This window comes from Anabaena sp. CCY 0017 (assembly GCF_963920885.1).
In the GTDB taxonomy this organism is placed as follows: domain Bacteria; phylum Cyanobacteriota; class Cyanobacteriia; order Cyanobacteriales; family Nostocaceae; genus Nodularia.
Genome location: NZ_CAWUDG010000001.1, coordinates 169,427 through 181,039, shown reverse-complemented (window position 1 = coordinate 181,039; position 11,613 = coordinate 169,427). Strand labels below are relative to the sequence as shown.

Genomic DNA, 11,613 nt, shown 5'->3' with positions numbered 1-11,613 from the left:
TTCAGATTCCTCAAGCCGGATGAAAATAATCGTAAATTTCTTGGGCTAACCTTGTCCCAATTCCCGGAACCTCAGCTAGTTGCGCTGGTGTCGCTTGTCTAATATAATCAACTGAACGAAAATGCCCTAAAAGCTGCTTTTGGCGATGGTGTCCTAAACCAGGAATTTCATCTAAACGCGATCGCTTTAATTTATCACTACGTTGCTGACGATGGAAACTTACAGCAAATCGGTGTGCTTCATCTCTTAACCGCCGCAATAACTGCACCCCTGGCTGTTCTGCGTCTGTTTCTAAAGGTTGCGATTCTCCCGGTAAAAAAATCTCTTCTCGCTGCTTCGCTAAACTGACAACGCGCAAGTCTTCTAATAAATTCATCTCTTGCAAAACAGCCACAACCGAGGATAATTGACCTTTACCGCCATCAATCATAATTAAATCAGGCCAGTCAGGATTTCCCACTCTGGCTAATTTGGGATCTTCGCTATACTTGCGAAACCGTCTCTGGATAACTTCGGCTAAACTAGCAAAATCATCTGAATGTCCGGCTGTGACTGTGGGATTTTTAATTTTATAGTGGCGATAGTGCTGTTTACCCGGTAAGCCATCAATAAACACAACTTGGGAAGCTACAGCGTTGGAACCCTGAATGTGAGAAATATCATAACCTTCGATGCGGTGGGGTAAATCCGGTAAATCGAGAATATTGGTTAAATCTTGCATTGCTTCATGGTTGCGATCGCTTAGTTTTTGCATTCTTTGCAATTCATACTCAGCATTTCGCTCTACCATCTCTATTAATTCTGCCTTAGTTTGACGCTGGGGAGCTAAAATTGTGACTTTTCTTCCCTTACGTTGAGTCAAAACATCTGCCAAGATTTCTGCATCTGGTAACTCATGCTGGACTAAAATCTCTATGGGAATCTCTACCGCATCCGCAGTTTGATAATGTGATTCTAAAACTCGTTGTAAAATAGCTCCAGGTTCAGCATGACTATCTGCAATAAATGCTAAACGTCCGACCAATTGTCCGGCGCGAATCTGAAATAATTGAATACAGGCGCGTTCTTTGTCGGTTGCCAGCGCTAAAGCATCCCGTGAAACGGTATCATCTGGTAGAGAAACTTTTTGGTCAGCATTCAGCGATTTTAAATCAGTGATTTGATCACGAATCCGCGCCGCCGATTCAAAGTTTAACGCTTCGGCTGCGGTTTGCATTTGTGCGGTAAGAATATCAATTAATTCTTGAGTTCTTCCTTGAAACACCATCGCCACTTTCAACACTGTTTTGCGATATTCTTCCGGTGAAATTAACTGCTGACAAACACCCGGACAGCGCCCTAAGTCATAATTTAAGCAAGGACGGTCTTTGAACAGTGGTTGAGGTCGTTGTCGTAATGCAAAAATGCGTTTAGATATGCGTAGTATTTCGCGTAATAAACTTGTGTCTGTATAAGGGCCGTAAAACTTATCCTTGACTTTACCTAGTTGGCGTTTACGGGTGATAAAAATTCGCGGATAGTCTTCTGACCAGGTTATACAGACGTAAGGATACTTTTTATCATCTTTGAGTAAAACATTAAAATAGGGCTGATGTTGCTTAATTAAGTTAGCTTCCAGCGCCAAAGCTTCAGCTTCTGTATCGGTGACAATAAACTCAATCTCTGTCACCTGCTTAACCATTGTGGCTATACGATCGCTTTTGTTATATCCGTCCCGAAAATAGGAACGAACACGCGATCGCAATTTTCGGGATTTACCTATATATATAATGCGATCTTCACCATCCCGCATGAAATAAACTCCCGGTTCCGGGGGAATTTCAGCTAGACGGTTCTCCAGTCTTTCTGGATCTTTAATCAGTGGTACTATTTGAGCAGATATGGCCACAACCTAATTTAAGTAATTTCATCTATTCTTATTTTAAGAAAAATAAATCTTTTGTGTTGATTACCCAATTTATTGGTTTTCAAAGTCCTACGAGCTAACAGAATAGAAAATTTGTCAAAAAAAAAGAAGCATTTAGCTCCTTTACTTGGTTATTAATTTAAATAAACAATAGCTTTAACCAGATACTTTTTTTAACTTGCGTTGTGTGGCTAACATACCAGCAACACCCAGTATACCCAAAATTACTGAAGGTTCTGGTACTGATGTTGGTATAGAGGTGGGACTACCTAGAGTTACGCTTCCTGGTCCTGTGATCTCATTGGTAAAATCTCCAAAATCGTCTAAGGCTTCTACCCCTGTGGTAACAAAAAAGTAAGATAGGTTGGCTGCTAGATTGACATTATTAAAACCCGACTTCCTTATACTCCCGTCAAAGTCATCGTTAGCTATTAAAACATTGGTCAATGGTGCATTAGGGTCAAAAGAGGATTCGTATAGGGCGGTGAAGTTATCCCAGTCGATGGTTGTTGAAAGGAAATTGTAAGCACCATCTGTATCTACAAAAAACTCTTGAGCAGAATACGGAACATTTTGTCCAATACCACTTAAGGAAATAGGTGGGTTTCCATCATTAACACGATCCCACGTATTTCCTCCGGCTGTAGTGCCATTATAGATAACAGCAAGAGACTTGGACACTCCTCCCAGCGCAACGGCAAAGAACACCGCACTCGTAACCACTAATTTTTCCAGAGTATTTCTCATTGTTGTTTCACCTAAGCTGAGTAGGTATGTTTAGTAGCTAAGTCACCAAGAACATCATACAAGACTTCAAGATTTAATTAGATAAATGTACCGAAAATAGGGACGAATACGCGATCGCAACCTTCGGTATTTATTTAGAGATATATATTATGCGATCGCCAAAGGCGGGGCTTTACCCATCAGTGTATAAATATAATGCAACATAATGCAACTTTCCCATGAAAGTTTCAGGCTACAAAAATCAATATTGCATAAATTACCAGATAACACTCAAGATTTTTGCCGTTTAAAGTATAATTTATTATAGATTTGTCCAAATCCTCAAGTCACCTAAAAAACTCAATGTTATAAAAAATACAATGAAAACTCAAATAGCTGCGATCGCAATTGGTTTAACTTTACTGCTGACAGCTAACAAGGGTATGGCTGCACCACTGACTCTGTATGATGGCTCATCAGGTGTTACACCCAACCAATTTAATTCACCATCACCTTGGTTCATTTTTGGTAGTCCGAATGGTGGTACGCAGAGTGCCAGTGGAGGTGTAACAACTTTAGATACAAATTTAAATAACAGTATATATGCTGGCTACAGCAACTATAATGTTGCTAATCCTCCCACTAATCCGTTAAGCGTTATTACTCCCACTACTCTAGTTAACCCATTATTTCCCACGTTGGATCGAAATGCTGGCTACCGACTCACTTTTACAGTGAAAATTAACTCGCAAACCAATGACGGAACTAATGGTGCTTTTCGTGCAGGGTTTAGTGTTCTTGCTTTGAGTAGTGATAAACAAGGGATAGAAATAGGTTTTAGGAATACTGATATTTTTTCTCAGAATAATTCCTCCTTTCAAACAATTGGTGAGCAAGTAAATGATGTGGGAAGCTTACTGTCAAACTTGACTACTTATAATTTGAATGTTGCTGGTGACTCTTATACATTAAAGAGCGGTGAGCAGATACTTTTAACCGGGTTGCTACGTAACTATCAAGGCGCTTCTGGATTTGGAAGTGATGTTTATGGAACTTCTAACTTCATTTTTCTGGGAGATAATACTACTTCTGCAAGAGCTAGTATTGACCTCGCTAACGTATCCCTAACTACCAACACTGCTGAAGTACCTTTTGAAACTTCCGAAACGATTAGTATTGGTGTATTAGCTGTGGCTGGTGGCTTAAACTATTGGCGGAGAAAGAACAAGTTAAAAAAATGAAAAATTAATAGTTAAAAATTAAAACCTTCATCAGTGGATAATTTAAATATAGCAACCACCAGGGAGGGTAAGACATTGTTGATTGCCGAAAGCCTTGATGTAGCGGCGGGTTTATTAAAATTATTATTGGTAATTAAACATATCTGTCATAGCTCGCATGGCGTAGGCATAACCGCCCCTACTGGTGTGGAAAGTTTAAAATGTTGCAAAAAATTGTAGGTTGGGTTGACGTAAGGAAACCCAACATCATTGGCAGCGTTGGGTTGCGCTGCGCTTAACCCAACCTACGTTTAATGCACTATTTTAGGCTTGTCAGTCCACTACTTTGTTTCTACTCACCACTCACTTCTGTACGGGAGGTTTTACTAAGAATTTCGACGAACCACAGACTGACTGCTTAAACCCAACCCTACCCACTCAGCACTCTGCACTCAGCACTTTGTAGGGTAGGACGCTAGTACAGGATGGCGCAAATAAACCAACCATTCCCAGTCAATGAAAAGCCTAGCAAATATTTTTTATGACCGAAGCAAAAAGAATTTATGAACTCTCTAGCTATAAATTACGCTTTGTAGGATACCTACTATTAATCATATCCCTCATTGACTTTATTGATATTTTGATCCCACTTCAATTGTTCAATCCTGCTTGGGAATTTCAGACCATAGGGGCATTAGTCCAACACTCACCGCTACCCTTAATCGGATTAGTATTTATATTTATAGGAGGAAGAAATTATCGTCATCAAGCAGAGGGTTATGTTTTACAATTTTTATCATGGGGTTGTTTATTGGCGGGAATTTTATTAATCTTACTCGTACCCTTGGGTATTACTAACACTTGGCGTATTCATAATCAGAATAATTTACAGACCAATCAGCAGTCATCTCAACAACTTGCTCAAGTGCAACAAGTTAAGAAATTATTAACTAACTCTAAAACTAACCAGGACATCAATCAGATTTTTCAATCTTTAAATCCTAATGCTAATATTCCAGAATTGGAAAATCCTCAAGAAGTAAGAAGTCAACTATTATTTCAAATTCAACAGTTAGAAAACAATGTGAAAAATCAAACTCAAGCTGTGCAGAAAAATAATCGCCAAAAGCTGATTAGAAATTCTGTTAAATGGAATTTGGGCGCTTTAGTTTGTGCAGTCGCCTTTATTTGGATTTGGTCTTCTACAGATTGGGTGCGTCTAAATTTATGAGCATCAGCAGTTAACGCATAAATTCGGCAATTCTCTCTACAGCAGTTTCTAACAAAGGTGGTTCATGCACCAAAGCAAAGCGGACATATCCTTCCCCAGATTTGCCAAAGCCAGCACCGGGGGAAACGGCGACACCAGTTTGTTTGACTAATTGAGTACAGAATTCCACTGAATTTTGATGCCAAGGTGAGGGTAATTTCGCCCAAATGTACATTGTGCCTTTGGGAGTGGGAACTTGCCAACCAATCCGGTGTAATGCGCTAATGAAAGCATCTCGACGTTTACGGAAGGTAGTAACCGCCTCTGTGACTCCGGCTTGAGGGCCTGTTAAAGCAGCGCTCGCACCATTCAAAATTCCCCTATACTGATTAAAGTCAACGGCTGCTTTCACTTGGCGTAAAGCCTTAATTAACTCGGCGTTACCAATGGCGTAACCGATGCGGAAACCGCCCATATTGTAGGATTTGGAAAGGGTAAAAAATTCAATAGAGACGCTTTTATCTGGGTCAGCTTGCAGCACAGAAGGAACGACATCCCCAGTTTCGCCAAATACCAAATCTACATAGGGAAAATCATGAATTAAGGCGATATCATGCTGTTGACAAAAAGCCACCGCTTCTTGGAAAAAAGATAAAGGGGCGATCGCCGCAGTCGGATTATGAGGATAGCTCAATACCATCATCCGCGATTGCACCAAAACCTCTGCCGGAATATCAGCAAATACTGGTAAAAAATTGTTTTCTGCCAGTAGCGGCATTGGGTATATTTGACCACTAGCTAAATAAACTCCCCCAGCGTGGGACGGGTAGCCAGGATCTTGCAACAGAGCAAAATCGCCTGGATTCAGCAGTGCTAAGGGTAAATGGGCTGTACCTTCCTGGGAACCAATCAGGGGCAGTACTTCCGTTTCTGGGTCAACTGTGATGCCAAATTTTTGTTCATACCAGTGAGCTGCGGCTTGGCGAAATGCTTGTGTACCATGAAACAACAAGTATCCGTGGGTACTAGGATCATAGAGAGATTTAGAAATCGCCTCAATGACGTGGGGCTGGGCTGGTAAATCAGAAGACCCCAGAGATAAATCAATTAACTGCCTTCGGGCTGATAAAGCCATAGCTTTCGCTTTGTCCATATCAGCAAATACATTGGATTGCAGGGGTTGTAAACGTTGAGCAAACTGCATATTAGTCGTTAGTCATTAGCCCTTCGGCTACGCTCAGGGTAAATCGTTAGTCATTAGTTTTTAGTCAGCTATAGCGGTTTTCATCAGAGGCTCAAAGCCTTAAAGCAAATGGCTTTATACTCAGCAATCAGCTATACTATTGACTAATTACTACTTAAGTGTGTATCCAGGAAGTTGAGTAATTTTTCTTTGCCAATAGCTCCTTCTGTGGATGCTAATACTTTGTCTCCCTGAACTAGTCTCAAGGCTGGTACGCCTTCTACTTGGTACTGTTTCACAGTCATCGGGTTGGGATCGACTTCAATTTTAACAATTTTCAGGCGATCGCTGTATTTGGTAGCCGCTAGGTTAATTATTGGCGACATCAATTGACAAGGGCCACACCAGGAAGCCCAAAAGTAAAGCAATACAGGCTGCTCGGCTTTCAATACTTCGGTTTCAAAGTCACTATCAGTTATGGTGATTACACCCTTACTCATTAGATATCTCCATTAGGTGGCATCGGTCAAAGTTCGCATATACAATACTTTATCTTAAAACTGCTAGATGCTGTTAATGTAGAGGGGCATTTAAATCTCCCACAAAGAATGTAGAAACGTTTCTTACAAAGTCTTACAAAGATTTGAGAAACAGTAGATTTAAATTCGTCCATGTCTAAGAGGATGTTTTAAAAGTCTTATTGTCGGTAGCAAAACATTCTATATCCCCCTAAATCCCCGTTAAAAAGGGGGACTTTGATTCTAATTCCCCCCTTTTAAACGGGGGGCTAGGGGGGATCATTAAGTGCCTAAAATCACAGCCGGACACTTTTAAAACACCCTCTAATGTAAAATCCCACACCTGTTGGTTGTGGGACTGGCTGAGTAAAAAAAATAGGATTTTGCGCCTATGGCGTAGTTAGAGAAAATTACAATTGATCTAATTGCCTTTTTAGGGCTTCTAAGTCGGAATCAACAACTTCACTGCCTTGATTCGATTTAGGAGCGGTGCTTTGTTGTTCTGGTGGTAGTTGGGCTTGATTAGGTGCAGCCGCAGGTGGTAGCATTCCTGCCTTCATCGCTGCCAATTCATCATCAACATCGCTACCTTCCAACTGAGCAAATTGGCTTTCTAAATCATTACCTGTCAATTCTGCACCTGCTTGAGCGCGAGCTTCTTGCATCATGACTTTTTCTTCCATGCGCTCAAATGCGGACATGGCGCTGCTGCTATTCATCCCCCGCACCATACCTTCCAGTTGCTCTTGGGCTTTAGCAGAGGTAATCCGAGCTTTGAGCATTTCTTTTTTGGTCTTAGCTTCAGAAATCTTGCTTTCTAACTGGATTAAGTTGCGCTTGAGGGTTTCACATTGAGTGGTTTGCTGATCGAGGCTAGTTTTCAGCGCCAGTCCGGTATCAGTAAAAGTTTTTTTGCGTTCTAGGGCTTGTCGTGCTAAGTTCTCATCGCCCTTCTGTAGTGCTAACTGAGCGTTGCGTTGCCACTTGTTGATTTCATTTTGGGCATCATTGTACTGTTTCTCAGTCCGTTTTTGAGCGGCGATCGCCTGAGCTACACCCTGACGCAACTGTACCAAGTCTTCCTGCATTTCCAGGATGGCTTGCTCTAGCATTTTTTCTGGATCTTCAGCTTTATTAACCAAATCGTTGAGGTTAGAACTGACTACTCGTCTAATGCGATCAAATAATCCCATAATTGTGTATTTCCTTGTAGAGTTTACGCGCTTTGTTGTCCAGTTCGCTTTTTTACTATTTAATAGCTTCCCATTACAATGTAATCTTTCCGGTTTGGTTCGGTAATACCGACACCCGTTATTTTTTAAGATATATCCTAACTTTGATGATTGCCCAATCGTTCACGAGTCTTGACTTTTAGGTAACTTTTGTGGCGACGCATTTTTACCTGCATCTAAAACCTGTACTCTCATCGCTGCTAGTTCTGTATCAATGTCACCAGCCGATTCTAAGGAATCGAATTTTTTTTGCAAGTCGTCAGTACCGAGTACAGCGATCGCTTCGGATTGGGCTTCGATTTGCAAAACTTTATCTTCCATGCGCTCAAAGGCACCCAGACTACTGGTAGCAGAACTAGTATCCAGCATATCCTGAAGTCGGACAGTAGCCTCAGCTGAACGAGCGCGAGCTATGTACATATCTTTTTTGGTTTTAGCCTCACCAATTTTCAACTCCAGCGATCGCGTATCTTTTTTTAGTCTAGCTACCACATCATTTTGCTGCTCTATTTGACTAAATAGAGCCGTAGCCGTTTCTTGATAAGCTTTACGTTTAGTTAAAGCTTCTCTGGCTAAAACTTCGTTTCCTTGTTGTAGTGCCAATTGCGCGCGACGATACCATTCTTCTGAGGTTGATTGGGCTGCTACCGCCTGTCGTTCAGTGCGTTTTTGAGTAGCGATCGCTTGTGCTACACCTTGTCGTAATCGGATCAAGTTTTCCTGCATTTCGATTACAGCTTGTTGCAGAATTTTTTCAGGATCTTCTGCATTGCCGATGAGACTATTGATGTTAGCGCGAATTATCCGCAGGATACGCTTGATAAATTCCATATCGGCTCTCCATTGATGTTCGGGAAAAATTGCTGTTCTTGGGGAGACACGTTAGTGAACTGTTAACTTTTAACTGTTAACCGTTCACTGATTTAATGATGTTTTTCTCATCCTAGCTTAGTTTTTCACAACTCATTACTGCTGAATTCTGGCTTTGATACCTTGGGACTGTAGCTTTTGTACCTTTTGTTTTGCGGCCTCTGGCGACTTGACTGAACCTAGATAAATCAAAGTTTGTCCACGTGATAAATAAGCATCGGGAACTACTTTTTGAGCATTAGAGAGCGCGCGATCGCCTTGATTATCCATCACTATATGATAAAACCCATCTGCTGCTGGTTTGAGTTCTGCATTGGCATTGGGTGGAGTTGTGCTTTCCTCTGTGGAAGTTGGGGGTAAATTCACAGGCGGTATGACCGGCAACTGTGGTAATAACTGCGTATCTGGAGTAATTACTGGTGGTTGGGTAATAACTGGGCTGGGTGTCGGTTGAACTTTGGGCTGTAAACCAACTATATCAGTGGGGTTTCTCACCTCTGGAAATTCTTTCGCTGCTAAATTAGGATACTTAGGTATGGGTGTAATTTCTGGTGGAGTTTGACCTTGGATGTTACTTTCAACTTCTTCCGTATTTTCCGCAGGATTCGGCGATGAGCCAGTTTGAAACAATCTACTGAGATTAAACGGAGACCAGCCTTCAGAATTAGGATTCAATACGACATAACCCAAAGTGAGACTAGCCAGTAATAGCAGTAACATTGAGCCAATACCCAAAGGTGATAGAAAATTATCATTGGTATGACTCGGCGTTTCTGTGGGCTGTTGTTCATCTGCCAAACTTCGCAGCAGTGCTTCGCTTGATTCTAAGTAATCATCTGGTTGTGCAGGATGATCATTTGTTAGATCGAAGTTGTCATTTTGATCAGCATGAACCCCCGCAGGTACAATACTGCTAGAAGAATTGCTTGAAGACTGGGGAATGTGAGTGCCGATAGATTCGGAATTAGAGAGTAAGTTGAAATAATCGGCGTTAGTTGGTGCTGGGTTTTGTTCAGCAGTCCCATTCAGTATAAATGCAGACCTGCCATGAATCGCATTTTGTTCGCCCTCCATCGCCTGATTATCCAGCAAATCTGAGGCTTGACTGCTGATGTAACTTCCCATCTGGGATTGATTCTGTATCCTGACTCCAATTCGTGTGCGTCGGTATCGGGCTAACTCTTTATCTATAGGGACTTCTAAACTCGCCAACGCTGCGGCCAATGGTGGCTTCAAGTTAGACGTTTGAGATAATTTCGTTTTGGCATCTATTATAGAATCTTGATTCGTCACCTCTACACCTCAAAGCTAGACTAGTGAATTAATTTTAATCAGCGCCATAATAGTAGCGAAAATTGTTTAATACATAGAAAGATCACATTCATTAATCTTAAAGATGTCATTGCAATCAGTTAATAATATTTTAGGCGTTTTAAAACAACAGGCCAAATGGCAACAACACCCATTTCAGCACTTGCTGGAGTTATGGCCAGATATTGTCGGCAAAGTGGCTGCTAAACATACCCGACCATTATCTATTCAGCGTGATATTTTGCAGGTAGCAACTTCTAGCGCTGCTTGGGCGCAGAACATGACATTTGGACGCACAACTCTGCTTTTAAAGTTAAATCAAAATTTATCCGAACCTTTGGTCGATATTCGCTTTTCTACTAAAGATTGGCAACCCCGTCCTGATTACTTACACCCGGAAACCGTCATCCCACAGTCACATCCCAGTTATTTAGGTAAAATTACTCGTTCTCGGAGTCAAGTTAAACCCACTCTTCAAAGTGCTAATACTGCTTTTGAGTCTTGGGCGAAAACAATGCAAGCGCGATCGCAAGGACTACCCCTTTGTCCTCAATGTCAAGCGCCCACCCCACCTGGTGAACTCCAGCGTTGGCAAGTCTGTTGTGTTTGTGCTACCAAGCAGTTTTAGAAATTTACAAATAACTCCGAGAAAACACAGAGAAGAAAGAAAAATAGAAATACGTAATTGAACTGTATTGATATCTAATTTCTCTAAAATTATGCCAATTATTCTGAATAATCGCCGGAAGTTTATGCCAAAATTGATGCCTAACTCACGGGTTTACAATTTAATTTAAATTAAAACCTCTAACCTTAGCATTGATCCCCAGCCATTTTTAGTTAAATTTTAGTGTGTATCCACTACTGCAATCATTTACATATATAACAAGAATATAAAAACATTCTAAAGTTTATTTTGTAGTGGGGATCGCTGAAACCTATGTACAATAATGACTTATTGGTCATATTACCTCTTTATATATAGGAGCAAAATATAAATATGTAAATTAACCATGAACTGCATTAAAGATGTACCCAAATGAAACCTATTAAATTCTTCACATCTGCCTGTAGATATTGTCGTCATTACCAGCCAGAAGGTCGCCGAGGCGGAATGTGCCAGCAGCTAGGAAGCCCAGTCCAAGCAGGGTGGAAAGCTTGCTCTTTGGCGCTCCCACCTTTTGCACCTTCTTGGGAAACTTTGGAAGACGCTTGGGATTTACCAGATGCAACAAGAATTTTAGGTTCTTCACCAACTTTGGCTACAGATGCAGACAATACTGTTCTTGCCCCTGTAGAGGAAATAGCATACTACACCTTGCAAGAAGCTAAGACTAAGGTAGGACAAATTTAGTCGCCCAATACTGGACTCAATGGGGAAAAAATAATATAAATCTTGAATACTTTTACCAAAAAAAATCGCATCTGGTTCTCAGG

At 41.1% G+C, this 11,613-nt stretch carries 12 protein-coding genes; 5 read left to right on the top strand and 7 right to left on the bottom strand.

Annotated features, from left to right (window positions below; translation table 11 throughout):
- Positions 1-10: 10 nt before the first annotated feature.
- Both uvrC and ACM0OW_RS00815 read right to left on the bottom strand, forming a co-directional pair.
- On the bottom strand, positions 11-1,888 hold the full coding sequence (gene uvrC / locus ACM0OW_RS00820) for an excinuclease ABC subunit UvrC (protein WP_414548139.1): 1,878 nt from the start codon (positions 1,886-1,888) through the stop codon (positions 11-13).
- A gap of 174 nt (positions 1,889-2,062) precedes the next feature.
- Positions 2,063-2,653 (bottom strand): PEP-CTERM sorting domain-containing protein, encoded by a 591-nt coding sequence (locus tag ACM0OW_RS00815; RefSeq protein ID WP_414548138.1) that lies wholly within the window; start codon positions 2,651-2,653, stop codon positions 2,063-2,065.
- A 359-nt stretch (positions 2,654-3,012) separates the two neighbouring features.
- Between ACM0OW_RS00815 and ACM0OW_RS00810 the strand changes: the two genes are divergently transcribed.
- The 3 genes from ACM0OW_RS00810 to ACM0OW_RS00800 all read left to right on the top strand — a co-directional run bounded on the left by ACM0OW_RS00810 (position 3,013) and on the right by ACM0OW_RS00800 (position 5,083).
- A complete protein-coding gene (locus ACM0OW_RS00810) occupies positions 3,013-3,873 on the top strand; it encodes a PEP-CTERM sorting domain-containing protein (protein WP_414548137.1) in 861 nt (286 codons plus the stop codon).
- Positions 3,874-3,948: 75 nt separating this feature from the next.
- Positions 3,949-4,092 (top strand): hypothetical protein, encoded by a 144-nt coding sequence (locus ACM0OW_RS00805; protein ID WP_414548136.1) that lies wholly within the window; start codon positions 3,949-3,951, stop codon positions 4,090-4,092.
- Positions 4,093-4,393: 301 nt separating this feature from the next.
- Positions 4,394-5,083, top strand: coding sequence for an HpsJ family protein (locus ACM0OW_RS00800; protein WP_414548135.1), 690 nt, complete (start codon positions 4,394-4,396; stop codon positions 5,081-5,083).
- A gap of 10 nt (positions 5,084-5,093) precedes the next feature.
- Here ACM0OW_RS00800 and ACM0OW_RS00795 read toward each other — a convergent pair whose 3' ends face one another.
- The 5 genes from ACM0OW_RS00795 to ACM0OW_RS00775 form a co-directional block, all read right to left on the bottom strand.
- Positions 5,094-6,266 carry an LL-diaminopimelate aminotransferase gene (locus tag ACM0OW_RS00795; RefSeq protein ID WP_414548134.1) on the bottom strand — a complete coding sequence of 391 codons (1,173 nt, stop codon included), beginning with the start codon at positions 6,264-6,266 and terminating at the stop codon, positions 5,094-5,096.
- 143 nt (positions 6,267-6,409) lie between these two features.
- Positions 6,410-6,745 carry a thioredoxin family protein gene (locus tag ACM0OW_RS00790; protein WP_414548133.1) on the bottom strand — a complete coding sequence of 112 codons (336 nt, stop codon included), beginning with the start codon at positions 6,743-6,745 and terminating at the stop codon, positions 6,410-6,412.
- Positions 6,746-7,173: 428 nt separating this feature from the next.
- Positions 7,174-7,956 (bottom strand): PspA/IM30 family protein, encoded by a 783-nt coding sequence (locus tag ACM0OW_RS00785; protein ID WP_414548132.1) that lies wholly within the window; start codon positions 7,954-7,956, stop codon positions 7,174-7,176.
- Positions 7,957-8,118: 162 nt separating this feature from the next.
- Positions 8,119-8,826 (bottom strand): PspA/IM30 family protein, encoded by a 708-nt coding sequence (locus ACM0OW_RS00780; protein ID WP_414548131.1) that lies wholly within the window; start codon positions 8,824-8,826, stop codon positions 8,119-8,121.
- A 135-nt stretch (positions 8,827-8,961) separates the two neighbouring features.
- Complete coding sequence (locus ACM0OW_RS00775; RefSeq protein ID WP_414548130.1) at positions 8,962-10,158, bottom strand: hypothetical protein; 1,197 nt, start codon at positions 10,156-10,158, stop codon at positions 8,962-8,964.
- Between the two features lie 103 nt (positions 10,159-10,261).
- Between ACM0OW_RS00775 and ACM0OW_RS00770 the strand changes: the two genes are divergently transcribed.
- Together ACM0OW_RS00770 and ACM0OW_RS00765 are read left to right on the top strand one after the other, a co-directional pair.
- Positions 10,262-10,804, top strand: coding sequence for a DUF721 domain-containing protein (locus tag ACM0OW_RS00770; protein ID WP_414548129.1), 543 nt, complete (start codon positions 10,262-10,264; stop codon positions 10,802-10,804).
- A gap of 411 nt (positions 10,805-11,215) precedes the next feature.
- Entirely contained in the window at positions 11,216-11,530 is a 315-nt protein-coding gene (locus ACM0OW_RS00765; protein WP_414548128.1) for a hypothetical protein, read from the top strand.
- Positions 11,531-11,613: the final 83 nt, after the last annotated feature.